This is a genomic window from Neisseria sicca 4320, from assembly GCF_000193735.1.
GTDB classification, from domain to species: domain Bacteria; phylum Pseudomonadota; class Gammaproteobacteria; order Burkholderiales; family Neisseriaceae; genus Neisseria; species Neisseria sicca_E.
The window spans coordinates 1-25,389 of sequence record NZ_AEPF01000080.1; the positions used below are offsets into that span (position 1 = coordinate 1).

26 protein-coding genes and 1 pseudogene are annotated in these 25,389 nt (G+C 49.4%); 6 read left to right on the forward strand and 21 right to left on the reverse strand.

Going from position 1 to position 25,389, the window contains the following annotated elements:
* Positions 1-317 precede the first annotated feature (317 nt).
* The 6 genes from NSCA4_RS0107930 to NSCA4_RS0107955 all read left to right on the forward strand — a co-directional run bounded on the left by NSCA4_RS0107930 (position 318) and on the right by NSCA4_RS0107955 (position 4,992).
* Entirely contained in the window at positions 318-683 is a 366-nt protein-coding gene (locus NSCA4_RS0107930) for a hypothetical protein (protein WP_016687633.1), read from the forward strand.
* A 46-nt stretch (positions 684-729) separates the two neighbouring features.
* Positions 730-1,098, forward strand: a complete 369-nt coding sequence (locus NSCA4_RS0107935; RefSeq protein ID WP_176621482.1) for a hypothetical protein — start codon at positions 730-732, stop codon at positions 1,096-1,098.
* A gap of 96 nt (positions 1,099-1,194) precedes the next feature.
* Complete coding sequence (locus tag NSCA4_RS0107940) at positions 1,195-2,247, forward strand: IgG-binding virulence factor TspB family protein (RefSeq protein ID WP_016687635.1); 1,053 nt, start codon at positions 1,195-1,197, stop codon at positions 2,245-2,247.
* A gap of 4 nt (positions 2,248-2,251) precedes the next feature.
* A complete protein-coding gene (locus NSCA4_RS0107945) occupies positions 2,252-2,545 on the forward strand; it encodes a DUF2523 domain-containing protein (RefSeq protein WP_003780462.1) in 294 nt (97 codons plus the stop codon).
* Between the two features lie 3 nt (positions 2,546-2,548).
* The gene (locus NSCA4_RS0107950; protein WP_016687636.1) at positions 2,549-3,724 is read left to right on the forward strand and encodes a zonular occludens toxin domain-containing protein; all 1,176 of its coding nucleotides are present in this window, start codon (positions 2,549-2,551) and stop codon (positions 3,722-3,724) included.
* A 305-nt stretch (positions 3,725-4,029) separates the two neighbouring features.
* On the forward strand, positions 4,030-4,992 hold the full coding sequence (locus NSCA4_RS0107955) for an IS110 family RNA-guided transposase (protein WP_016687637.1): 963 nt from the start codon (positions 4,030-4,032) through the stop codon (positions 4,990-4,992).
* A gap of 244 nt (positions 4,993-5,236) precedes the next feature.
* Here the strand turns inward: NSCA4_RS0107955 and NSCA4_RS0107960 are convergent, their stop codons facing one another.
* The 21 genes and pseudogenes from NSCA4_RS0107960 to NSCA4_RS0108055 form a co-directional block, all read right to left on the reverse strand.
* Entirely contained in the window at positions 5,237-5,890 is a 654-nt protein-coding gene (locus tag NSCA4_RS0107960; RefSeq protein ID WP_016687638.1) for a cysteine hydrolase family protein, read from the reverse strand.
* A gap of 512 nt (positions 5,891-6,402) precedes the next feature.
* The gene (locus NSCA4_RS0107965) at positions 6,403-8,364 is read right to left on the reverse strand and encodes a Pycsar system effector family protein (protein ID WP_016687639.1); all 1,962 of its coding nucleotides are present in this window, start codon (positions 8,362-8,364) and stop codon (positions 6,403-6,405) included.
* 233 nt (positions 8,365-8,597) lie between these two features.
* Positions 8,598-8,882 carry a PepSY domain-containing protein gene (locus NSCA4_RS0107970; RefSeq protein WP_016687640.1) on the reverse strand — a complete coding sequence of 95 codons (285 nt, stop codon included), beginning with the start codon at positions 8,880-8,882 and terminating at the stop codon, positions 8,598-8,600.
* A 163-nt stretch (positions 8,883-9,045) separates the two neighbouring features.
* Positions 9,046-9,822 (reverse strand): twin-arginine translocase subunit TatC, encoded by a 777-nt coding sequence (gene tatC, locus NSCA4_RS0107975; RefSeq protein WP_016687641.1) that lies wholly within the window; start codon positions 9,820-9,822, stop codon positions 9,046-9,048.
* 8 nt (positions 9,823-9,830) lie between these two features.
* Positions 9,831-10,505 (reverse strand): Sec-independent protein translocase protein TatB, encoded by a 675-nt coding sequence (gene tatB / locus NSCA4_RS0107980; protein ID WP_016687642.1) that lies wholly within the window; start codon positions 10,503-10,505, stop codon positions 9,831-9,833.
* 3 nt (positions 10,506-10,508) lie between these two features.
* Positions 10,509-10,697, reverse strand: coding sequence for a Sec-independent protein translocase subunit TatA (gene tatA / locus NSCA4_RS0107985; RefSeq protein ID WP_003769025.1), 189 nt, complete (start codon positions 10,695-10,697; stop codon positions 10,509-10,511).
* A gap of 45 nt (positions 10,698-10,742) precedes the next feature.
* Positions 10,743-11,066, reverse strand: coding sequence for a histidine triad nucleotide-binding protein (locus NSCA4_RS0107990; protein WP_016687643.1), 324 nt, complete (start codon positions 11,064-11,066; stop codon positions 10,743-10,745).
* A 113-nt stretch (positions 11,067-11,179) separates the two neighbouring features.
* On the reverse strand, positions 11,180-11,503 hold the full coding sequence (locus NSCA4_RS0107995; RefSeq protein WP_016687644.1) for a phosphoribosyl-ATP diphosphatase: 324 nt from the start codon (positions 11,501-11,503) through the stop codon (positions 11,180-11,182).
* 30 nt (positions 11,504-11,533) lie between these two features.
* Complete coding sequence (locus NSCA4_RS16055; RefSeq protein ID WP_255265294.1) at positions 11,534-11,662, reverse strand: hypothetical protein; 129 nt, start codon at positions 11,660-11,662, stop codon at positions 11,534-11,536.
* Positions 11,643-12,041: a phosphoribosyl-AMP cyclohydrolase gene (gene hisI, locus NSCA4_RS0108000; RefSeq protein WP_016687645.1), complete on the reverse strand. Its 399-nt coding sequence runs from the start codon at positions 12,039-12,041 to the stop codon at positions 11,643-11,645. Before hisI ends, NSCA4_RS16055 begins: the two co-directional genes overlap by 20 nt.
* Before the next feature lie 76 nt (positions 12,042-12,117).
* Positions 12,118-12,885, reverse strand: coding sequence for an imidazole glycerol phosphate synthase subunit HisF (hisF, locus tag NSCA4_RS0108005; protein WP_003776869.1), 768 nt, complete (start codon positions 12,883-12,885; stop codon positions 12,118-12,120).
* A gap of 144 nt (positions 12,886-13,029) precedes the next feature.
* The gene (locus tag NSCA4_RS0108010; RefSeq protein WP_016687646.1) at positions 13,030-13,347 is read right to left on the reverse strand and encodes a hypothetical protein; all 318 of its coding nucleotides are present in this window, start codon (positions 13,345-13,347) and stop codon (positions 13,030-13,032) included.
* Positions 13,348-13,704: 357 nt separating this feature from the next.
* On the reverse strand, positions 13,705-14,442 hold the full coding sequence (gene hisA, locus NSCA4_RS0108015; RefSeq protein ID WP_016687647.1) for a 1-(5-phosphoribosyl)-5-[(5-phosphoribosylamino)methylideneamino]imidazole-4-carboxamide isomerase: 738 nt from the start codon (positions 14,440-14,442) through the stop codon (positions 13,705-13,707).
* Positions 14,443-14,603: 161 nt separating this feature from the next.
* Positions 14,604-15,248, reverse strand: coding sequence for an imidazole glycerol phosphate synthase subunit HisH (hisH, locus tag NSCA4_RS0108020; protein ID WP_016687648.1), 645 nt, complete (start codon positions 15,246-15,248; stop codon positions 14,604-14,606).
* A gap of 129 nt (positions 15,249-15,377) precedes the next feature.
* The gene (locus tag NSCA4_RS0108025) at positions 15,378-16,964 is read right to left on the reverse strand and encodes an L-lactate permease (protein WP_016687649.1); all 1,587 of its coding nucleotides are present in this window, start codon (positions 16,962-16,964) and stop codon (positions 15,378-15,380) included.
* Between the two features lie 340 nt (positions 16,965-17,304).
* Positions 17,305-18,870 (reverse strand): glutamine-hydrolyzing GMP synthase, encoded by a 1,566-nt coding sequence (gene guaA / locus NSCA4_RS0108030; RefSeq protein WP_016687650.1) that lies wholly within the window; start codon positions 18,868-18,870, stop codon positions 17,305-17,307.
* 126 nt (positions 18,871-18,996) lie between these two features.
* Complete coding sequence (locus NSCA4_RS0108035) at positions 18,997-19,335, reverse strand: LiaF transmembrane domain-containing protein (RefSeq protein ID WP_003740867.1); 339 nt, start codon at positions 19,333-19,335, stop codon at positions 18,997-18,999.
* A 178-nt stretch (positions 19,336-19,513) separates the two neighbouring features.
* A pseudogene (gene smpB, locus NSCA4_RS0108040) lies at positions 19,514-19,972 on the reverse strand (SsrA-binding protein SmpB); the annotation flags it as partial.
* Between the two features lie 361 nt (positions 19,973-20,333).
* Complete coding sequence (radA, locus tag NSCA4_RS0108045; protein WP_016687652.1) at positions 20,334-21,713, reverse strand: DNA repair protein RadA; 1,380 nt, start codon at positions 21,711-21,713, stop codon at positions 20,334-20,336.
* Positions 21,714-21,807: 94 nt separating this feature from the next.
* Entirely contained in the window at positions 21,808-23,310 is a 1,503-nt protein-coding gene (locus NSCA4_RS0108050; protein ID WP_016687653.1) for a S41 family peptidase, read from the reverse strand.
* A 264-nt stretch (positions 23,311-23,574) separates the two neighbouring features.
* Entirely contained in the window at positions 23,575-25,329 is a 1,755-nt protein-coding gene (locus NSCA4_RS0108055) for a murein hydrolase activator EnvC family protein (RefSeq protein ID WP_016687654.1), read from the reverse strand.
* Positions 25,330-25,389: the final 60 nt, after the last annotated feature.

Sequence of the window (25,389 nt, forward strand, 5' to 3'; positions counted from 1 at the left end):
CGCCTGCTGCCGCCTAAAAGGCGGCCCGGATGCCTGATTATGGGGCCTCCGGGGAGGATTAAGGGGACATTTGGGTGAAATTAGGCGCAATTAGGGGCGAAAACAGCCGAAAAACTGTGTTGGGGTTCCGGTTGTCGGGGGAAGGGCTTTTTTGCAAAGGTCTCAGGTTGGATTTTATTCGGAGTAATGGCAGCGGTGTATTTCGTATCCGTCCTAAAAAGGGTCTTGAGATGATGGATTTCTATTTTTACTTGGGACTGGCAGTACCGGTTTTGATAGGGGCGATTTTATTCAAGGATTGATACCCGATTAGGATAATGGCAAAATCCCGACTTTCTGCAACCGTTACGAAAGTTAGGATTATGTTTTACATTTCAGATGAAGAATTGAGATTCAAAAAAGATACGAATCCAGATTTTGCAAATGAAAAATTGTGTCATGTGTTTATGACTGAATTATTCAATTTGAAAAATTTGTATCCATTCCATAATTTTATTGAGATTGCAAAAAACGCAATGCAATATTATTTGAACAGAAGTTACTTAGATGAATTAATTGTATTTTTTGAAGATTGTTCAATTCTGAAAGTGAATTTCACAAAAGATGGGTTTGAGTGGTCTGAACATTATGATGAAGATATTACAACGGCTTTTTATTACGGTCGTTATGCTTTTAGGGGTTAATTTTTCGTTCGCTGATGTGGATATACACGTTGAAAAAAATGGTCGTATGCGTGTACCAGCTGGCGGATTTAATCAGAATGGGATACGCCCTTGGATGTATCTTGATAATAATGGACCTAAGTTTCATCATGAATATGTTTCAAGATTCGACAAATCACTTCACGTCCGCGAAGCCTCCACAGGCCTCCGCTCCGCCTCAACTATCCCTGTAACAGTAGAAAGCCGCGTCTCCAAATCCACAGTCTTCAGAAACCTGCTCGCACGTGCAAGGGTCGGCGGCAAATACGCCGTCCAACGCGCCGCGGGCAAACTCGGTGCAGGTCTTTTAGGCGGTCCCGCCGGGTGGGCAATAACCGCGGCTTTAACCGCCTATGACCTTGCATCACCAATAGCGGCAAGCGAAGGCTATTACTAGGATGACAAATATCAGGATTTTGTAAAACCAAAAACCTTCGTATATTGCGTCGCAACATCTGGACTTTGTGCCGATCAAAGGGTTCAAGAAACGGTCATGAATCCCGATGCCGTATATGCCGATATGGAGTCAAATCCATCAGATGCCGAAATCAATAAAAAGCTGTGTTCTAAGCTGGATGCCAATCATTTTAATTTTGAATATCCCGACCGATTTAGTAAACAGAACACATATTTTAACGGTAAAAGTCGAATATGCGTTGTTGAATTCAATGTTTTGAGAGCGGTTGGGACTCTATCTGAGGGGGATACGGCAATGTCGGAAACACGTTGGCTGGAACGCGTCCCAAAAGAAAAAGAACCCATACCGCAAAGCGTATTTGATAAAGCCGTCCAGCCATCCGCCGATGCCAGCCCGTCAAAATATGTTGGCGCAACTGCCAATCAAGACGGCAGTGTACTAGGCGAATCGCAAGGCAATCCAACCGTATCGAATGGAACAGTCATCACACTTGGTCCCGCAACAGGTCCGGACGGAAAGCCTGTACAAGTAACGATAACTTTTAATACCCCATCTGGCGGCAATAAATCGGCAGACGTAAAAGTAACCCTGCGTCCCGACCTCACACCGGGCAGTCCTGCCGCTCCGAATTACACGCCTGCTCCCGTCCCTCCGCCTGCAACAACCCCTACAACAACACCGGGCGATAATGGCAAACCCGATGGAAAGCCGAATGAAACACCTGAAGACAATCCGAAGGACAACCCTAAACCCGACCCTGACGGTAAAGACGACCCAAAACCCGACGACAAGCCTAAAGAGGATGACAAGCCTAAAGAAAGCGGCGGTTTGTTGTGTGAAGTATTTCCCAACATCTTGGCATGCGACAAAATGGGTAAGCCCGAAGAAGGTATGTTTGACAGCATTAAAATACCCCACATAACTGATGAAACCACGTGGAATACTGACAACTTCCTACCGCCAAACGGCGTTTGTCCTCAACCCAAAAGCTTCAACATTTGGGGCAGACCGGTACAAATCAGCTACGAACCGCTCTGCGTATTTATGCAAAATATCCGTTTTGCTGTTTTACTCGGATTCATTATCATGTCCGCCTTTATCGTTTTCGGCTCTTTAAGAAAGGGATAATAATATGCCACTGCTCGCCGGATTGATTCCTCTTTTGGGAATCCTGTTAAAAATGCTGATTGTCCGCATGATTATTGCCACCGGCTTAACTTTTGTTACATACGCCGGTTATGTAATCGCATTGGGTAAATTCAAGGAATACACCTTAAATGCTTTTAACTCCATGCCATCTGATATTCTCAATTTGCTGTTAATTGGTGGTTTTGGCGAAGGTTTGGGTTATTTGTTTGGCGCATTCTCTTTTTATATCGGCATGGCTGCCTTGAATAAATTGACTTTCGTTTCTCCCGCGGGGTAATTCATGATTTATCTTTTCACCGGCAACATGGGCACGGGCAAGACTTCGCGAGTAGTGTCCATGATTCTGAACAACGAAGACGGTTTGTTTAAGATGAAGCTTGAAGATGGTACTGAAGTAGATCGCCCGCTTTACTTCTGCCATATCGACGGCTTGGATAAACGTAAATTTAACGCGCATGAAATTACTGAAGAAGAAATCATGTCTGCACCGTTGCGCGATATTATTCCGCAAGGCGCCGTCTTGATTGTTGATGAAGCACACTATACCTATCCTGTGCGCGCATCAGGTCGCCCCGTTCCTCCCTATATCCAAGAATTAACCGAACTGCGCCACCACGGCCATACGGTTATCTTGATGACCCAGCACCCAAGTCAGCTTGACGTATTTGTACGCAATCTCGTGTCAAAACATACCCATCTTGTACGTAAAGCCGTGGGTATGAAGCAGTATTCTTGGTATAACTGTGTTACGAACCTTGATAATCCCGCCGGTGTTGCAGGCGTTGAATCTTCAAGTTGGAAGCCTCCAAAAGAAGCTTTTAAATATTACAAATCCTCAAGTCAGCATCAGAAGTTTAAAAAGAATATTCCGCTTGCTGTTTGGGCTTTGATAGGTATATTTGCTTTCATGGCTTGGAAAGGCTACAACGTTTATCAGATCTATCAGCAAGGCATTGGCCAACAAGAACAGGTTGAACAACAGGAAGCAGCCGCCAGTCAGCCGCAAATGGTGTTACCAACGGAATTAAACGATCAAACGGCCAAAATTGATAACAGCCTAAACCCGACAGACTTTATCCCCACGTTGGCAGAAAAACCCGAATCCAAACCGCTTTACGACAGCGTGCGCCAAGTTAAAACCTTTGAACGCTTGGCCGCTTGCATAGATGGCGGTAAAAGTGGTTGTACCTGTTATAGCGACCAAGGCACGGCTTTGAAAGAAGTGACTAAGGCAATGTGTAAAGACTATGTCAAAAACGGCATGCCGTTTAATCCTTACAAAGACCCAAGCCCGACAGCACAGGCAGCGCCTGCACCGCAAAGCCTGCCAGCAACGACAGAATCAAACCAAATACTGACAATGGGCGGCAAATCGCCACAGAATTTGATGTATGACGGCTATGTCGAAGCAGGAGCGCAATTCCAACAGCGCGGCGGTATTGTTGGCACTAATTAATTGAGCTGCTTTTTACCGTGTTGATGAAGCCCTAAAAGGCGTAATCAACACGGTAAAAAGCAGCCATGGGGTGCGGGAACTCCCGCCTTTTTGATTTCATCAAAATGCCAAATCTAAACCTGTAAGCCCTTTGATTCAGACGGCTTACAGGTTCGGATTAGCTACCCGAACCGAAAAACGCCCATCTTGAAACGGCCTAAGTCATCAGACTGTAGAAAAGATGAAGAGGGCGTTTTTTTGTTGTCTGAAAATTGAGTAGCATCAAAGAACACACAAAAGTGTGAATCTGCATAGTAAGGGAAATTATGAGAAACGCTGTCGGTTTGGATATATCGCAAAACACCTTTGATGCTGCCGCTATTGTCAACGGTCAACGTAAGCAAGCCCTGTTTGACAACAGCATCAACGGCTTTGAAAACTTTAAAGCCTGGCTTGACGGTTTTGACTGTGAATTGCATATCTGCATGGAAGCAACCGGCAATTACTTTGAAGACGTTGCCGACTATATCGGCCAGTTTTACACCGTTTCCGTTATTAACCCTTACAAAATCAGCGAATACGGCAAAAGCCGCTTTCACCGCACAAAAACAGACAAACAAGATGCAAGGCTTATTGCCGAATATTGCCATACGGCCATGCCCAAAGACTTACCCGCTCGGCAAAAAATAAGCATCGGTCACTACCGCTTGAAACGCTTATTGGCTCTGTACGAACAGCTCAAAACCCAAAAGACCGCACAAAAGAACAGGCTGAAAGTCGCTAAAGACGAATTTGTTCGAAAAATCCATCAAGCTCAAATCCAAGAATTGGATCAACACATTCAGCAAGCCGAAGCAGAAATACAGGCAATCACGAACGGCAATCAAGATTTGAAAACCGTTTCAGAAGGCCTGCAAACCATTCCGGCCATTGGTAAACTGACAGCGGCCATACTCACAAACTATTTGCTTAGCGGCGACTTTAAAACCGCCAATCAATTCACCGCCTTTGCCGGCTTGAATCCACAACAAAAAGAATCGGGAACCAGCGTCAAAGGTCGTTCAAGCATGACACGTTACGGAAACAGACGGCTAAAAGCCGCCCTGTTTATGCCTGCTATGGTTGCACTCAACAGGGATTACTTTCATGATTTTGTCAAACGCCTGAAAGCCAAAAACAAACCCAAGATGCTGATATTGGGTGCTCTAATGCGTAAGCTGCTTGTCGTTGCTTACCACGTTTACAAAACACAAAAACCTTACAATCCTGAACGCTACAAACCTGCATAGTGTTTGTACAAAATAACAAAGCTGTTTTTGTCTGATTGTCAAGCAATAACAGCTTAAAACGCTTGCGTCATGAGGAAATAATCAAAATAAATATAACGATAAATCAATATGATATAGAAATTCCTCGAAATAGGGCTAGACGGTTAAAGTAGCATCTTTTCTCATGCATACCATATCCCCCCAAAAAAACAGGCCGCTAAAAGCGACCTGAAAAACTCTTGCAGCTGGGAGTGATAGCAAGAGGTTACGACACTTTAAACCAAGCTTCGTTAGCATAACGGAGCATTTGTTCAGGAATCTCTTCAGCGTTACTGACAACAGAGATACCGGATTTACGCATTTTATAGACAGCCTGAATGGTGCTTTCAGGTGCATAACCGTGGCAGGCGGCAAGATTGACGATAATGTGCAGGCTGTCGTTGTACCACAGTAATTGTTCGGCGGTGCGGCTGATTGCTTCTTCCGTTGCCAAACCGCCGATAATGACGGTATCGGCTTTTTGTGCATAAAGCCATTCAATCAAACCGGTACTGCGGGCTTCGTTATCATCATGGAAGCATGCGCCAAAACCATTCTCCCCGCCCAATTCGATTACATGATCATAATCAGCAGATGCGGGCAAACCATCCAGCAAATTTGCACCGCGGCAACCACCCGCACACTGGCTGAAATAACCGCCTTCCCGCGCAAACATAATTCCGTTGCGTTTAACGACTGCGGCGCAAACACTCTCCGGATCGATATTGACGTTTTCGACCAAAATACGTTTGTCTGCAATAGACGCATTGCGGTTTAATTCTTTAATCATGTTGTCCGGCTGATGCAGGAAATGATTGGCGTTGGCTGCCATGCAGGTAAAGCGGAATTGGGGTTGAATATCGATAGCGACAGTCGTCATGATGTGGCTCCACAAAAATCCGGATAAATCCGGAACATTACCTTAGACAAATGGTTATTATCCAAGATAATCGGTGTATTTATGATGAACGGTATATTATCAGGATAATCGGCAAACCGCTAGAAATATTTAACAATTAGTAACAATTTATACCGCAAATATCTATTTTGTAGAATTCACTTTCAGAAATTTCACAATGAATATCAACTCAATAAGCATAAATATTTGAAAATTATTTCTGTTTAATTCTCCTTATTATCTCTTTCCCGGCTTTTACCCTAAATAAAATGTGGTTAAAAAACAACAACACGAGACGAATATAGTTATTTTTTGGCTTAATAAACCTTTCCATATGTTTTTACCGAGACTTCTTGCCAAAACAGATTAAAACGCAACACATAGACAAACGGCAGTCATTCCACCTTAGACCTACAAATCCAAAACCACAAATACAAAAAGGTCGTTTGAAACCTTAAATCTCAGTTTCAGACGACCTTTAATCAGCTTTAAAACTACTGTTTACCGAACTGGCTGTAATCCACCACCATGTATTTGGCAGTAATTTTCTGCGAGGCGTTGCCTTCGTCGCCCATCAGAATCATCTGCGGCTTGCCGTTGACCGTAATCGAATCGACGGCTTCGACGTTGGTAATGTGGTGCAGATTGGGCAGCGAGATTTTTTGCGGTTCGTCGGTCGGGTTTCCGCTCCAAGTCCATAATTGCGAGAATTTCTGACCGGTTTCATCTTTCACTTCGTTGGCGATGACGTAGTTTTTCAACACGGGGTCGTAGTTGATAGAACGGATACCGCCGCCGTCGATGTCGAGAATGGCGACCTCGTCAAACTCAGGTTTGGCATTGCGCTCGAATACGTCTTTCGGGTTGCTGATGAATGCCACCAAAGCCATATTGTTGAACTCAGGATCGCGGAAGCCTAAAACGAGGCGTTTCTTCACGGGATCAAACGCCATACCTTCGATATTGATTTCCTCAAAGGAAACCTCGGCTTTGGTGCGTTCGCGGATCAGGTCGTGCAGCTTCTTATCAGTTTCCAAAACCTGCGTCAGATTATCGTAGCTGGTCAGCCCCAACACATTGCCGTCTTGGATTTTAAAGCGCATCAAATGTTCGCGGTCGGGCGAGCGGTTGCCTTTGCGGGTGCGCGAATGCGAAGTGAGTGCGTAGATAAAGCCTTCATCGTCGCGCGCCAAAGCTTCCAAGTCGCTCAGACGGCGTTTGAAGCCGGTAATCACACGCGTATCCAAGGCTTCGTCTTCGACAAATCTGCCTGACGGATCGATGCTGATGATGCTGAACGCGTGGTTGGGTTCGTCTTCGGCAATCAACAGTTTCCCGTCGGGAAGCTGTTGCACGGCGGAAGGCTCGTATACGCCGTTGAACATATTAATACCCAAAGAGCGCAGCTCTGCCGCATTGTTGGCAGGCTTAGTTAAAAGAGAAGGCAATGTCTTCACGCCGATAAACGCCGCCAGCGAAGCCAAAAGCCCCCAGCGGAATACGGCATAAGACAAGTTGATGTATTTGAACTGTTTGTCCGCCAGCAAGCCCAGCCAGTAAAGATGGTCGCTCATCTTTTGATAGACTTGTTTACGGTCGCCCATGATCTCTTGCATCATTTCCCAATATTGCTCTTTTTGCAACTTTACACGGTCTTCGTAAATCAGAATATTGGGCTGGCTACCGCTGAAAAAGCGGGTTTGTGTGCTGCTGAGGCGGGTTTTCAAATCACGCAGTTTGGCGCGCCCGCGGAAAAAATCCTTAAACCAAGTGCGTGCAGCCTGCATTTTGCCGATACGTTCGGGCGAAGCGGACAGAAGCGCGAACACGATGGAGGCGGCGGCGGTAATCATAAACGTACTCGCCGGAATCAGAAATTCGGGCGACGACGAGAAAATAAACGCGCCCGAAATCATCAGCGCAGACACGATAAAACCATTCAGCGAAATCATAATGTTCGCCTTGGTCGCCGCCAGTGCAAGCAGCTCCATCTCCGAACGCACGGCATTACGGAACATGGTTTCTACGCCTTTGTTCGTACCCAAAAGATCGGAAGGTGGCACATCGGCGAGTTGTCTTTGCTTCGTTCCCCTCTCTTTTTTGTCTTTCTTTTTCTTTTTGGTTTTTTCAGACGACGTTCCTATGCCTCCGAAGTTCGTGTTGTTCGTCGCAGCTTCTTCAGCATTGTACCCTTGCAGATTATTCTCCGTTTCAAATTGCACTGCCTCTTCAACTTTTAAAGTTTCTTCAGTTTTCAAGGGTTCTTTTACTTTCAAAGCTTCATCACCGTTTTCAAAAGCTTCATCTGCGCTCTCCCAAATTTCAGAAACAGGTTGCTCTGAAACAGGTTGCTGGGCATCAGGAGCGGGACGCTCAATAGGTTGGTCCCAATCAGAAACTGTATTTTGCATATTTTGCGTCTCTTGACCTTCTTTATTTTTATTGTGGTAATCCATATTATCTTTATACTCCGTTTGAGTGAATCAATTTAGATGGAAAGGAAAAGCGTTTTTTAGTTCCTTTTAGCCAAGATAATTTACATATCGATAAACATTATTGTTCAAAACATTACATTTATCGGAATAATACTTTTAGTAAATATTAATAAAGTAATATAATTTCTATTATTTCAGCAAAAACTGCCGCCAAACTTGATGTTTGCGGCAGTCTTAAACCATTGTTAATCAGATTAGTAATCGATGCGCTCTTTGATGATTCTTAAGTCGGGGTAAGACAATTTGATGTCGTATTCGCGACCGCCTTTATAGGCCTCTACTTCCAACACGGGTCTTCCGCGATAGTCGTCAGCATCGATATCGTGAACGCGGTAACCGCGTTGTTCAAGCATTCTGATGGCTTTTGCACGGTTTTGTTCGAAATTTCTGTCGCTGTAAATTTGGTGTTCAATGTAATCGCTTGCACCAGCAGTAGCGGCGGTCAGAGCAACGATAGCGGTCAATAATAATTTTTTCATGATCGACTTCCTTTCGAAATGTGTCGTTTGGGGTTTTGGTGAATGTGTATTTAAACACGGAAAAATTAGCAGTCATTTAGCACTTCGTAAAACGTAGTAAAGGTCGTCTGCAACATTCCAAATAACCTTTTAACATTTAATCTTTCTCCATTGCAGGCTGTGTCTAAGTTTCTGCAGGCGGAAGGGGCGGGTGCTCGTCGGTTTCTTCCGATTTGGGTTTGACAAAGCGGCTGCACCAGATGCCTGCTTCGTAAAGCAGGATAAGCGGGACGGCAAGCAGGGTTTGGGAAATCACGTCCGGCGGGGTAATGATCGCTGCAACGACGAATGCGCCGACAATGACGTAGGGGCGTGCGTTTTTGAGTTGTTCGGTGGTCACGATACCTATTTTGGCGAGCAGGACGACGACGACGGGGACTTCGAAAGTCGTACCGAATGCGACGAACATGCCTAAAATAAAAGACAAATATTTGTCGATGTCGGTCGCCATGTTGACGCCGACGGGGGTGATGCCAGCGAGGAATTTAAAGATGACGGGGAAAACGAGGTAGTAGGCAAACGCCATGCCGACAAAAAACAGGCTGACGCTGGAGAGGACGAGCGGGGTAATCAGGCGTTTTTCGTTTTGATAGAGGGCAGGCGCGACGAATGCCCAGATTTGGTAGAGCGTATGCGGCAGGGAAACAAGGAATGCCGCCATCAACGTTACTTTCACCGGTACGAAAAACGGCGCGATGACGTCGGTGGCAATCATGCTGGTGTCTTTGGGAAGATTCACCATCAATGGTTCGGCAACAAAAGTGTAAAGCTGCTGGGCAAACGGCATCATGCCGAGAAAGCAGACGACGATGCCGATGACGATCCACATCAGGCGGCGGCGTAGCTCGATAAGGTGTTCGATAAGAGGTTGGACGGGTTGTTCGTTTTGAGGTTCGGACACCGGTTTACTCACTTTTTACGGACGCGAAGTTTGGGTTTGGCATGAAATTTCGGGCGCAGGTCGCGCTTGCGGTTCATCGCTTGTTTTTTGAGGGAGGTGATATGCAGCACGGGCGCGTCTGCGGAAGTGTCGATATAGCTGACTTCTACGACATTGGACGCCGGAGCGGCGCTGCCGGTCAGATATTCGCGCCATGTGCGATCTTGCTCGGATTCCGCAGGCGTGTCGGTTTCGACGGCATCCGTCGTAGTGTCTGCTTGCGCCGTAGCGTTTTCAGACGACGTGGAAATAGCCGGGTCGTCTGAAACTTCCGCACTTAACGAAGGAAGCGGGTTGCCGTGTTCATCCAAACCGAAATCGGCAGGCGTGCGTTGCGCCGGCAGGCGTTCCCACGGTTTGAGTCCGTCAGAAATGTCGTGCAGGTTGTCCTGCATATCCGTACCGGTTTCTTTGAGGCTGTCGCGCACTTGTGCGGCGGCGGCTTCAAATTCCTGTTTGGCTTTGCGCAGCTCTTCCAATTCGACTTGGGTGTTGAATTCCTGCTTGACGCTGCTGACGAGGCGTTGCAGCTTGCCGATAAGCCGTCCGGCAGTACGGGCGGCTTCGGGCAGACGCTCGGGACCAAGTACAATCAGGGCGACAATGCCGACTAACAGCAGCTCGCCCAAACCGAAATCAAACATAGATTATGCTTTGTCTTCGTCTTTTTTGTGTTCGATGACTTCGTCTTTTTTACCGTCAGTACCTTCGTTCAGACCTTGTTTGAAGTCATGCACGGCACCGCCGAGGTCTTTGCCGACGTTGCGCAGTTTTTTGGTACCGAAAACCAAAACGACGATAATTAATACGATAATCCAGTGCCACAGAGAGAACATGGTAAATCCTTGATATAGTTGAGAATGGATATTTGAAATGTTGGTTTACGCAGGCGTACCCATGATGTGGATATGCAGGTGGAACACTTCCTGCCCGCCGCCTTTGCCCGTATTGATTAGGGTTTTGAAGCCGTCGGTCAAACCTGCCGCTTTGGCGATTTGAGGGACTTTCAACATCATTTTGCCCAAGAGGGTTTGATGTTCGGGCGCGGCGTGTGCCAGCGAGTCAAAATGGACTTTCGGAATCAGCAGCAGATGAACTGGCGCGGTGGGGCGGATGTCTTTGAAGCACAACATCTCGTCGTCTTCGTACACGGTTTGCGCCGGAATGTCTTTGGCGGCGATTTTACAGAAAATACAGTTGTCCATAATGGCTCCGAGGTCGTCTGAAAACGAGCGCAGCGAGTTTCGCTAAAACGAGTGCAGCGAGTTTCGTCAAACAGACGGCAGAAAAACGAATAAGGTCGGATTGTAATATAAATTCAAGACTCTTTGCGAGAGGCTTTTTCCGCCAAGCCCGATAAACCTTGACGACGCGCAAGCTCGTTGACGACATCTTCGGCGCGCAAACCGTGGTGCGCCAAGAGAACCATGGTGTGAAACCATAAGTCGGCAACTTCGTAAACGAGGTGTTCGCCGCCGCCGTCTTTCGACGCCATCAGCACTTCGCCCGCTTCTTCGATGACTTTTTTGAGGATTTTGTCTTCGCCTTTGTGCAGAAGCTGGGCAACGTAGGAAGCTTCGGGATCGCCGCCTTTTCGGGAGTCGATGGTGTTTTGGATTTGGGAGAGGATGGTGTCGGTCATGGGATTTTTTTCGGCTTTGAAGGATAAGGACTATTCGGATAAGGCATCGGCTTGCTTGGTTTCGGGTGAGTGTTTTGACAACAGACAATCATCAACCCGATTTTTAGCGAAACTCGTTGCACTCGCTTTCAGACGACCTCTAAGGATGCGCATGCCCATAAATGACTTCTTCGTCTTTCAATACGGCATCAACCGTCTGCCATTCGCCGTCTTTCCAAACTTTGTAGAAACAGCTTTCGCGCCCCGTATGGCAGGCGATGCCGCCGTTTTGGTCTATCAGCATCACGATGGCGTCGCCGTCGCAGTCGAGGCGTAATTCGTACACCTTTTGCGTGTGTCCCGACTCTTCGCCCTTCATCCATTGTTTCTGGCGCGAACGGCTGTAATAGTGTGCAAAGCCGGTTTCTACCGTTTTTTGCAGCGCCTCGGCGTTCATCCATGCGACCATCAATACGCGGCGGGTCTGCCGGTCTTGGGCAATGGCGCAGACCAAGCCTTTTTCATCGAATTTGACGGCTTCAAGCAGGCTGTTATCCATATTCGGCATCCTTATTTTATATTGGCGAAACTCGCTTCACTCGTTTTCAGACGACCCTAAGTCAATCAAGTTCAACTTACAGCCGCACTTCGATTCCGGCTTCGCGCATGGCGAGCTTCGCATCGCGGATACTGACTTCGCCGAAATGGAAAATACTGGCGGCAAGCACGGCATCGGCTTTGCCTTCTTTGATGCCGTCAATCAGATGCTGCACATTGCCGACGCCGCCGGAGGCGATGACGGGAATATCGACCGCTTCGCTGACGGCGCGGGTCAGCGGCAGGTTGAAGCCTTGTTTCGTACCGTCCCTGTCCATGCTGGTGAGCAGGATTTCGCCCGCGCCGCGCCGTTGCATTTCAACTGCCCATTCGACTGCGTCCAAGCCCGTCGGCGTGCGCCCGCCGTGGGTGAAGATTTCCCAGCGGGTGTTTTCGGGATTGACGGCTTTGGCATCGACGGCAACGACGATGGCTTGCGAGCCGAAAAATCCGGCGGCTTCGTTGACTAAATCGGGATTGGTTACGGCGGCGGTGTTGATGCTGGCTTTGTCCGCACCAGCATTGAGCAGACGGCGGATGTCGGCTACGGTGCGCACGCCGCCGCCGACGGTCAGCGGAATGAAAACTTGTGAGGCAACGTCTTCGATGACGTGCAAAATGGTGTCTCGGTTGTCGGAGGAAGCGGTGATATCGAGAAAGGTCAACTCGTCCGCGCCTTCGTCGTTGTAGCGTTTGGCGACATCGACGGGGTTGCCTGCATCGCGCAAACCGAGAAAGTTCACGCCTTTGACGACGCGGCCGTCTTTGACGTCGAGACAGGGGATGATGCGTTTTGCCAGTGCCATTTCGAATGCCTTTCCAAACCTAGGAATGAGGTCGTCTGAAAGTGAGCGAAGCGGGTTTCGCTAAAACCTATACAACGGATTTTACCCAAACGGACAATCCTTTTCAGACGACCTTTTAAATCATTGATACCGGCAAGGCAGGTGTTACGCCAGCCAGTTGTGAACCCATTTGGGCAGGTGTTGGAGCAGTTGGAAATAGCCGACGCCCGCAATGGCGGCGAATACGCAGGAAGTCATAAAGTTGCCGCTGAAACGTCCAACGATATAAAACACTGCGCTGGCAAATGCCCACAACGCGCCGTTAAACGCCATCCAATAGGTGTCGATCATTGGCATATCAAACGCGGAAAGCTGACGGACGAGGATAGCGATAATGGTAAATCCCAAACCTTCGCTGACGGCGCGCACATTGCGACCGGACGACCAGATAATCCAAAAGCCCAAAATAAATGCTTCAAACATGAAATACCCCTTAAAAAAGTAAATAAAACAATTAAGTGTGAGATGGTGAGTCCCAAGCAATATTCGGCGGTCAGCCGCCTTTTATTGTGAAGAAAAAATGGACGAACCCATCTTTTGCCCTGTCTATACAGATAGGGCAACAATGAAAGCAAACGGGTTCAACCGATTATTTTGTATCTTCGCCCCGCTATCTTGTTTTAAAACAGCGGGACAAGTGAGTAAGAAAGCGTTTGGTCATTTCAGACGACCTTGATGATTGTTTTATATAAGGTAGTCTGAAAACGAGCGCAGCGAGTTTCGCTAAAACGAACGCAGTGAGTTTAGCAAAACGAACGCAGTAAGTTTCGCTACATCAACTTATACCAGCGAATCCGCCAACTGCTGCGCTTGGGCAAAATCAATACTGCCCTCGTAAATCGCGCGACCGGTAATCGCACCTGCCACGCCGTGTTTCTCAACGGCACACAAAGCGCGGATGTCGTCCAAATTGGTCAGTCCGCCCGATGCGATAACCGGAATGGCGACGGCTTGCGCCAATTTGACGGTTGCGTCGATGTTCACGCCGCTCATCATGCCGTCGCGACCGATATCGGTGTAAATAATGCTGTTGACGCCGTCGTCTTCAAAACGTTTCGCCAAATCAATCACATGATGCTCGGTTACCGTCGCCCAGCCGTCTATCGCCACCATGCCGTCTTTGGCATCCAGTCCGACGATAATCTGCCCGGGAAATGTTTTGCACGCCTCGCGTACGAAGTCGGGATTTTTTACCGCCGCCGTACCGATAATGACGTCGTTCAATCCCAAATCCAAATATTTTTCAATGGTTTCTAAGTCGCGTATTCCGCCGCCCAGTTGTACGGGAATGTTTTTGGCAACGGCAGCGAGGATGTCCTTGATGGCAGGAAAATTTTGCGGAACGCCGGCAAATGCGCCGTTCAAATCCACCAAATGCAAACGGCGCGCGCCTTGCTTGAACCAATGCAGCGCAGTTTCAGCGGGCGAGTCGGAAAACACCGTCGCCTGCTCCATCAAACCTTGTTTCAGGCGCACACAGCGGCCTTCTTTTAAATCGATTGCGGGAATCAGCAGCATGGGAGTCCTATTCTTATGCGGAACGTATTTTACACAAATTATCGAGTTTTAGCAGATTTGAATAATTCAAGTTAACAGTAATACGAAATCCTAATCAAAATCGCTTGAAAATCCTTTTCAGACGACCCGATTAATTTCTAGAAATCAAAGGGTAAGCCTTTTCAACTTGTCCAGTCCAAGAAATTGCGTAACAGCAACAATCCTGCGTCGTGGCTTTTTTCAGTATGGAACTGGGTGGCGAACACATTGTCTTTGCCGACGATACAGGCAAATTCGTTAGGATATTCGCTGGTAGCAAGGACGGTTTCGGGGTCTTCGGGAGCGAAGTAGTAGCTGTGTACAAAGTAAAAGCGCGTTTCTTGACCGATGTCTTTAAACAGCGGGTGCGGGCGGGTTTGGCGTACTGTGTTCCAGCCCATGTGCGGCACTTTCAGACGACCTCCATTTGCGTCGGTCTGATTGAAGGGAAAGCGTTTGACCCTGCCTTTAAACCAGCCCAGTCCGTCAGTATCGCCTTCTTCGCTGTGTTCAAACAATAATTGCGCACCGACGCAGATGCCGAAAAACGGTTTGTTTTTCAAGCCGTCTTCCACTGCTTCGCCCAAACCGCTTTGCCGCAATGCAGCCATACAGTCGGGCATCGCGCCCTGACCGGGGAAAATGATTTTGTCGGCAGCAAGGATGTCTTCGGGACGGGCGGTCAGGTAAATTTCGGCAGCGTTGCCGGACAAGGCTTGCGCGGCCTGTACGGATTTGAGGACGGAATGCAGATTGCCCATGCCGTAATCGACAATAGCGGTTTTCATGTTTTCTCCTTGGTTTGCAGCTTGTACTTATCGGTATGGTTATGAATATTGTAACAAAACATCGTACTGGAAGGACAAAAGAAAAAGGTCGTCTGAAAATTTTCAGACGACCTTTTGCTCTGTAAGCTCTTATAAGAAGAAAATAACTGCGACTGCGACAGCAATCACGCCGTAAATCGCCATGGGAATGACGGTTTTCTTGATAATGGTACCTTCGGCGTTTTTTACGTCCAGTACGGTACATACGGCGATGATGTTGTTGATGCAGACCATGTTGCCCATTGCGCCGCCGACGGATTGCAGGGCGAGGATGAGGGTAACGGACAGGCCGGTATCAAGGGCGATTTGTTGCTGAATCGGACCGAATGTCAGGTTGGATACGGTGTTCGAACCGGAGAAGAATGCACCGATGGCACCAAGGTAAGGGGAGAAGTAAACCCAGTGTTCACCCGCCATCGCGGCAAACTCTTTACCGATGATTTTCACCATGGAGTTGTCGCCGCCAACCATCATCAGTTGAACCATAATCAGCGCGCCCATCAAGGCAAGCAGCGGTTTTTTGGTTTGGTTGAAAGTTGCAGCGTAGAAAGCCCAGGCGTCTTTGAATTTGGTTTTATAAAGCAGGATACAAATCCAAACGGTAAAGACAAACGGAATCCATGCGGGAACGTAGAGGGTTTGGTAGGACGCATTTACGCCTTGTCCGAAAATATTGCTGAAAGTAATGGTCAAAGAGTCGCTGACGGTGATATTGCTCAAATCAAACGGCAGTTGGAAGCTGAACCATTTATCTTTGCTGGTCAGCAGGTCTTTGATGCCGAGCTGTTTGATGCGGGTAACCACCAGCATGCCGATAAGCATACCCAGAGGGGCAAGTGCTTTGGCGACTTGGGCGAAAGGTACTTTTTCAGTATTCGGATCTTTCGGATGGTCTTTGCTCAAACCCCAGCCGTGGTTGGCGGCGAATACGGATACCATCAGGCCGATTGCGCCGGCAACGAGTGAAGGAAATTCTTCGTTGACCATCGCCAAGGCAACATAAGGAATGGTACAAGAGAAGACGGAGATGCCGATGAAGCCTAAGTTTTTACGGATTTCAGACCAAGGTACGATGAAGCTCAAACCGATGACAGGAATAACGAAACTTGCGAAGAAGTGCATTACGCCCGTTTGCATACCGATTTCTAAAATGCTTTTTTGATCCAAACCCAAAGGAGCAAAACCGAACCAAGTCGGTGTACCCACCGCGCCGAATGATACGGGTACGGAGTTCATGACCAGCGTAAAAATCGCCACTTTCAACGGATTGAAACCCAAGCTCATCAGAATCGGGGCGGCAATCGCAGCAGGCGTACCGAAGCCGGATGCCCCCTCAATCATAAAGGCGAACGCCCAGCCGATGATCATCAACTGCGCCACGGGGTTCGGGCTGATGGTCGCCAGCCATTTGCGGATAATGTCGATACAGCCGGTGGTTTCCATCATGCGGTTGAACATAATCGCACCGAAAATCACGGTAATCGGCGTCAGTGTGGAAACCAGACCGGACGCTGCGGTTGCGTTGAGCAGCATAGCGTCGTCGTTGAAATAAAACAGCTTGATGGCGTAAATCAGCGCGGCGGTAATCGGCAGCGCAATGTAGGAAGGCATGCTGTTTTTCTTAACCATCAGCCAAATCAGCAGGATGATGGGAAAAATGCTGAGGAATAGTGCCATGGCGAATCCTTAAAATCGGCGTTGTTTATCAATTTTTCTAATGATGTCGGATGCGAGAGAGAGATATCGAACCTTAATCTGAGAGTAATTATTAAATAAATTGGTAATACCAATTTAAAAGAACGCCGCATACTTTACGTAATCTGATGTAATCGGTCAAGTGGTTTATGTACCTTCGGCATCTACCAGACAAGGTTTTCAGGGTTTGCAAATTGGTTTCGGCATATAGCCGATCGAGGACAGCGTGTTGATTACACGAAAAAAGAAACTGTCCTTTAAAAACCAAAAGGTCGTCTGAAACCATTTCAGACGACCTTTTTATGCGTTTATATCTCTACTTTTATTCCCACTCAATCGTGGCGGGCGGTTTGCCGCTTACATCGTATACCACGCGGTTAATGCCTTTGACTTCGTTGATGATGCGGTTGGAGACGCGGCCGAGCAGCAAGTACGGTAGTTCTGCCCAGTGTGCGGTCATGAAGTCGCTGGTGATGACTGCGCGCAGTGCGACGACGTAATCGTAAGTGCGCCCGTCGCCCATTACGCCGACGGATTTCACGGGCAGGAATACGGCGAAGGCTTGGCTGGTCAGGTCGTACCAAGATGTGCCGTTTTCATCGGTGGTGTTGCGCAATTCTTGGATGAAAATGTCGTCCGCTTGACGCAGCAAGTCGGCGTATTCTTTTTTCACTTCGCCCAAGATGCGCACACCCAAACCGGGGCCGGGGAACGGATGGCGGTACACCATTTCGCGCGGCAAGCCCAAAGCTACGCCGAGTTCGCGCACTTCGTCTTTGAACAAGTCGCGCAGCGGTTCGAGCAGCTTGAGCTTCATGTTTTCGGGCAGGCCGCCGACGTTGTGGTGCGATTTGATGGCGTGGGCTTTTTTAGTTTTTGCACCTGCGGATTCGATTACGTCGGGGTAAATCGTGCCTTGCGCCAGCCATTTGGCGTTGGTGAGTTTTTTCTCTTCGGCATCAAATACTTCAATAAATTCCGCGCCGATAATTTTGCGTTTTTTCTCAGGGTCAGTAACGCCGGCAAGTTTCGCCATGAATTGCTCTTCGGCATCGACGTGAATCACTTTCACACCCAAGTTGCGGGCGAACATATCCATCACCATTTTGCCTTCGTTCAAGCGCAAGAGGCCGTGATCGACGAATACGCAAGTCAGTTGGTCGCCGATGGCGCGGTGAATCAGCGCGGCGGCTACGGAAGAGTCCACGCCGCCTGATAAACCCAAAATCACTTCGTCGCTACCGACCTGTTCGCGGATTTTGGCAACGGCTTCTTCGATGTAGTTCGGCATGGTCCAGCTCGGTTGCGCGCCGCAGATGTCCAAGACAAAGCGGTTCAACAGGGCGCGGCCTTGTTTGGTGTGGGTAACTTCGGGGTGGAATTGGATGCCGTAGAATTGTTTTTCGACGTTTTCCATCATGGCAATCGGGCATGACGGGGTATCGCCGATAACGGCAAAGCCGTTGGGCAGCTTGGACACTTTGTCGCCGTGGCTCATCCATACGTCCAGCGTATTGGGCGCGTCGTCGTAAATATCGCGTGTCAGTTCGCTGTCGATGGTTTTGACTTGCGCGTAACCGAATTCGCGCTGGTTGCCGGGCTGCACTTCGCCGCCCAAGTGATGCGCCATAAACTGCATTCCGTAGCAGATGCCCAAAACCGGAATACCCAAATCGAAGATGCCGGTATCGGCTTGATAGTCGGATTCGTAAACGGAATTGGGGCCGCCTGAGAGGATGATGCCTTTCGGATTGAAGGCTTTGATTTCGTCCAAAGGCATGTCGAAGGAATGCAGCTCGCAGTAAACATGGGCTTCGCGCACTCGGCGGGCGATAAGCTGGGTAACTTGCGAACCGAAGTCGAGGATGAGGATTTTGTCTTGGGTCATGGCGGGAACTTTGCAGAGTGATGGGGAACGGTCTGACTGTTTCAAAACGGAATTCCGATAACAAAACAGGTCGTCTGAAAACGGCGGATTATACCATTTTCAGACGACCTTTGCAGGGAGAGGGGCTTAGTTATCCTGCTGTTTATGCTGCTTATAAGGCACCATATCGCTGCGCGAAAGCAGCAGCAGGCAGCCCAGCACCATCATTCCCAAAGCAACCAGCGGCGAATAGCCGAGCCAATATTGATTGTGCAGATACACCGCCGCGCCGATATACACCAGCAGCGGGCCGGACACGATAGACTGCTTGTTGACGCCGTCCATCACCAAAACCGCAATCCCCGCCACCACCATACCGGCGGACACGATGGTCGAAGTTGCAGGCAGGATGTCCGTCGTTTTCAAAAACCAAACGGCACCGAAGATAATCAAAAACAGCGGCAGGAAAAGCGAAGAGCGAGACATGGCGTTACTCCGTAAAATTTCAGACGACCTTGATTATTGGGTCGCAGGGGTCGTCTGAAAAGCCTGAAGAAAGCAATCTTGGGTATGTTTTTGCAAACATAATGCTTGATGTGTAAACGGCGGGAACGCGTTTGCAGCGACATCGGCATTCGGCGGTCAATTCAAGCTGTTATCAGCCTCAGCGCACATTTTTCATCAAACGTTGTTTTTCGCGTTTCCAGTCGGCTTCTTTCAGGCTTTGGCGTTTGTCGTGTTGTTTTTTACCCTTCGCCAAGCCGATTTCCATTTTGATTTTGCCGCGCGTGAAGTGCAGGTTCAACGGGACGATGGTGTAACCCGCACGCTCGGTTTTACCGATGAGCTTGTTGATTTCGGATTGCTTGAGCAAAAGCTTGCGCGGACGGACGGGGTCGGGTTTGACATGCGTCGAGGCTGTCGGCAGCGCGGTAATATGGCAGCCGACCAGATAAAAAGCGTCTTTTTTCCAGTAGATATAGCTTTCTTTCAGCTGAACACGCGCGGCGCGGATGGCTTTGACTTCCCAACCTTCCAATACCAAACCGGCTTCGAGCTGGTCTTCGATAAAGAAGTCGTGAAAGGCTTTTTTATTATTGGCAATACTCATAATTCTATTCTTGTCTTCTGTCTTTTCAGACCGGGTATTTTAACAGGATGCGGGGGTAGTGCGAACTGCTTCTCAAACCGACTGTATTTTCCAGTCTCTCTGGCTTTTCAATCTTTAAACATATACCGCTCTATACGGCAAATTAAAATCGAAACACCAGCCTACCCTAGCCTCACATTCGTATAGTATGGCAAGGTGAAATAAAAATCTCCAACCTACCCCCTTCCCTTCTTCTTAAAGGCAAAAGAATAGGTTGGCATTTTGCTTCATACTGATTTTCGTAAGAGGCATATCAAATGTACCACACGCTTCTCGGTGAAGATCGTCTGAAACTTGGATTAGGTTTTCAGACGACCTTTTCGATTACTGTCTGTCAATTTTCCGCATCGCGGCAGATTTCGATGGCTTCCTGAAGGCTGGAGACGCCGAAGATTTTTAGATTTGGGAACTCTTTTTCGTTGCGCGGCATATTGGCTTTCGGGACGATGGCGCGTTTGAAACCGAGTTTTTCCGCTTCTTTGAGCCGTTCTTGTCCGCGCGCGACGGGGCGGACTTCGCCGCTCAAGCCGATTTCGCCGAATGCGACCATTTTTTCGGGCAGCGGGCGGTTGCGGAAGCTGGAGAGCATGGCGAGGATGACGGCGAGGTCGGCAGCGGGTTCGCCGATTTTGACGCCGCCGACGGCGTTGAGGAACACGTCTTGGTCGAAGCAGGCGATGCCACCGTGGCGGTTGAGGACGGCGAGCAGCATGGCGAGGCGGTTTTGTTCGAGACCGACGGTGAGGCGTTTGGGGGTAAAGCCGTGTGCGTCATCGACCAATGCCTGAATTTCGACCAAAAGCGGGCGGCTGCCTTCTTGTGTAACCAAAACGCACGAGCCTGGCGTGTCGTCGCGGTAGCTGGCTAGGAAGATGGCGGACGGGTTGGATACGCCTTTCAAACCGTTTTCGGTCATGGCGAACACGCCCAATTCGTTTGCCGCGCCGAAACGGTTTTTGATGGCGCGGATCATGCGGTAGTTGGAATGCTGGTCACCCTCGAAATATAACACGGTATCGACCATGTGCTCCAATACGCGCGGACCGGCAATCGCGCCGTCTTTGGTGACGTGTCCGACCAGTATCATGGCGATGCCCATTTGTTTCGCCATGCGCGTCAGTTGGGCGGCACATTCGCGCACCTGCGACACGGAGCCCGGGGCGGAAGTGATTTGGTCGGAATACATGGTTTGAATGGAGTCGATGACGACGACTTCGGGTAGATGTTGTTTCAACGCCGCTTGAATCGCTTCCATGCGGATTTCGGCAAGCAGGTTCACGCCTTCGGTGGGCAGTTCCAAACGTTGCGCGCGCAGGGCGACCTGTTGGGCGGATTCCTCGCCGGAAACGTACAGCACTTTGCGACTTTGCGCCATTTTGGCGATGGTTTGCAACAGCAGCGTGGATTTGCCGATGCCGGGGTCGCCGCCGAGCAGGATGACCGCGCCATCGACCAAACCGCCGCCCAATACGCGGTCGAGTTCACCCATGCCGGTCGGGTTGCGCGGCACTTCGGTGGCGGTCACGGCGGAGAGGGATTGGACGGTCGAGGTATCCGCCGCCCAAGATTGGAAGCGGGCGTTTTTAGGCTCGGGCGCGGCTAGGCTTTCCTGAAGCGTGTTCCATTCGCCGCAATGCGGGCATTTGCCCTGCCATTTCGGGGAAGTGCCGCCGCATTCGGTGCATTGGTAGATGGTTTTGGGGGCTTTTGCCATGATGTTTTCCCTATGGGATTTTTGAAGTGTGAAAAGGTCGTCTGAAAACTGATAGCGTTTTCAGACGACCTCTTTTCAAGGATTCGGACTGAGCTTATTTACCTTCGTCTTTACCGTCTTTCTTGTCTTTTTTCGGAGCCGGTTTTTTCGCCGCCAAACCTAAAGACTTTTGCCATTCGGCTGGATTTTTCACTAAATCCAAGGCTTTGCGGAGTTGGTCGTCTTTGGCAGGATTAGGAATGCGACGGCTGGAGATGTCTTCGTCTTTATCTTTGTCCGTGCCTTTTTTGGACTTGGCGTTTTCATCGGCTTTGGCAGCTTCGTTTGAATCAGGCGTGCTGATTTCGTTGCTGCCGTTGACGTCTTCACCGCCGAGCGGGTTGCCGATGTGTCCGGCGAGGTCGGCTTCGCGGCTTTCAAAAGCGCGGTCTTTGTCTTTGACTTCGACATCGGGAACAATACCTTGCGCTTGAATCGAGCGGTCGTTCGGCGTGTAATACAGGGCGGTGGTCAGCTTAACCGCGCTGCCGTTGGACAGCGGAATCAGAGTTTGAACCGAGCCTTTGCCGAAGCTTTGCGTACCGACGACGACGGCGCGTTTGTGGTCTTGCAGCGCGCCTGCGACGATTTCAGAAGCGGAAGCAGAGCCTGAGTTGATCAACACGGTCATGGGTATGGTTTTCAACTCCGCGGGCAAATCTGCCAGAGGGTCTTTGCCGCTCGTGCGGATGTAGTCTTCGGGACGGGCTTTCAACACCATGCCCTCTTTGCCGTCGCGTCCTTTGGTGCTGACGACTTTTGCATCTGCGGGCAGGAAGGCGGCAGAGACGCCGACCGCGCCGTCAAGCAGACCGCCCGGGTCATCGCGCAGGTCGAGAACGAGGCCTTTGAGCGGCGCACCTTTATTTTCTTTAATCAATGCCTTGGCGGATTCGTTGATGGCTGCCACGGTGCGCTCTTGGAATTGGGATACGCGGATGTAGCCGTAGCCCGGTTCGAGCAGGTGGTGGCGGACGCTTTTGACTTTGATGATGGCGCGGGTCAGATTGACGACGATGGGTTTGTCCGCATTTTTGCGCGAAAGGGTCAGGGTGATTTTGGTACCCGGTTTGCCGCGCATTTTTTTGACGGCTTCGCTGGTGGTCAGGCCGCGTGTAGAAACGTTGTCGATTTTGACGATGAAGTCGCCGCTTTTCACGCCTGCGCGCTCGGCAGGCGTATCCTCAATCGGCGCGACGACTTTGATAAATCCGTCCTCCTGACCGATTTCCATACCCAAGCCGCCGAATTCGCCGCTGGTGGATTCTTTCATATCGGCAAAGCCTTTTTTATCCAAATACTCGGAATGCGGGTCGAGGTCGGATACCATGCCTTTCATCGCGCCTTCAAAGAGGTCGGCATCGGATTTGTCTTGGTAATAATTGGCTTTGATTTGCCCGTAAACTTCCGCCATGTTGCGGATGGATTGTACGGGCAGGGTTTCGTTGTCTTTTTTGTCTTTTTCGGCGGCAAAGCTTTGAACGCTCAAGCTGAGGGCGACACCGCTGAATGCGCCGAGTGTGTAGAGTGCGACTTTTTTCAAAGTGGATGTTGACATTATGAATGGCTTTCTTGTTGTCTTATTTCATTTCAGACCGTAATGACTGTGAAACGGGGTGGGTAAATATTGCTTCAGACGACCTGAATATACGTCCGCAAGACTGTATGCGATTTACGCTTGGCAAACAACCGGATTCGCGTAAAAAATATCTGAGCGGGTGTAAAAGCTTTTGAATATAAGGCCGTTGGGTTCAGTTATTAAATTTCAGACGACCCGTAATACGGGAAAAGGTCGTCTGAAAACATCAAACCTGTTTGCAGGTCAGCTTATCCAGGAGAGCGGGTTCATTGCCTGCCCGTTGTAGCGGACTTCCAAATACAGGCCCTCCATGTCCGAAGGCAGGGTTCCGCTGATACCCAGGCGGCTGCCTGCGGCTACGGCGTAGCCTTTGGCGACTTCGATTTCGCTCAAACCCGAATAAATGCTGACATAGCCGTCGCCGTGATCGATGACGATGACTTTGCCGAAACCTTCCAATTCATCGGCATAGGTAACCGTACCGGCGGCGATGCCGCTGACGGTTGCCGGAGTCGTTTGGTAGAACACGCCTTTCCAAACTTCACCGTCGCCGCGGTCTTGTCCGAAGAGTCCGGCAAGCGTACCGCTGACCGGTTTTTTCAGACGACCCTGCATACGGCTGAAGCTGTTGGCATTGCTGATGCTGACGTAGGACGGCGCACGGATACTCATGTCTTCTGCGGTCAGGTTGGACATGGCGGCGCGTTCATCGGCGGCTTTTTGCGCGGCGGCGGCTCGGTCTTGGCGCGCTTTTTCGGCGGCGGCAAGACGGGCTTCGGCGGCTTTTTTGCGCGCTTCGGCTTCTTGGCGGCGTTGCTCGGCTTTACGCTTATCCAAGTCTTTCAACAGATTGTTCAGGCGTTGTTCGTTTTCTTTGTGGTTGATTTTTTTCTGCGCCTCTTTTGCCATTTGCGCATTTTGGCGGCGGCTTTCCGCTTGTTCGGCGGTATTGGTTATGCCGTGTCGGCGCAGCGAGGATTGGACGTTTACCTGAAGTTTTTTCAGGTATGCCAGCTCGTTGTTGATTTTTTGCTCTTGCGCTGCCAGCTCTTTTTGCTGCTTCTCAAGGTCTTTGATGACTTGCTCGTTGGCAGTGTTGATATAGCGGGTGTAACGCAGGAAGCGGGTTTTCTGACCCGGCTCGGCATTTTTCAGGAACAGGGCAACGGCGTTGGGCTGGCTGTTTTTATAATTGCCCGAAACAAAGCGGGAAATTTGCGCGCGCGTGTTGGAAACCTGAGTTTTCAGGTGGTTCAAATCCGCATTGAGCTTTTGAAATTTGTCCCATGCGTCGCGCTGCTGACGGTTGATGGCGGACAGGTTGATACGGCTTTGCTGCAACTGTTTCAACGTGGTGTTGACGTGAATGATGAAACCTTCGTTGCGGCTGCGCAGCGATTTTTTGCCTTCCAAATCATTGGCGGCGGCGGTTACCGCGGATTTGAAGTCGTCTGAATCGGCGGCAGCGGTTTTCTTATCGGCTTTGTCCGCTTTTTTCTCGACGGCTTTTCTGTCTTGTTTTGCCGCTGCTTCTTCTTTTTTAGGCAACTCGGCAGCTTCTTTTTTTGCCTTTGCATTATTTTTGGCTGCGGGTTTGTCTGCAGCTTTGTCCTTGCCTTTTTCAGGCTCGGTTTTTGCGGGAACGGCTTTGCCTGCCTTCTCTTCCGCTTTGACTTCGCCTTTTTTGGTTCTGTCGGCTTTATCTTGTTTTTTGGCTTCGTTGCCATTTTTGCGTTCTTTGGCAAGCTCGTTTTTCGCCGCTTCGGCAGTTTCCTTTTTGCTTTTGGCTACCGGCTTGTCGTCTGCCTTGTCCCTAGCGTTTTTGGCGGCAGGCTTTGCTTTGTCTTTGGCTGATTCTTTTTTAGCAGGTTCGGCGTCTTTTTTGTCTTTGACGCTTTTTTTGACGGGCGCAGCCTTCTCTTTGGGCGCGTCTTTGGCGGCGAAAGAAGGCGAGGCGAAACCGATGAGCAGGGCGATTAAAAGAGGTTTGTAACGCATGATTGGTTCTGGATCGTTAAAATAAAGGCAATAGGCGGAATTATATAGTCAGCGGGGTCG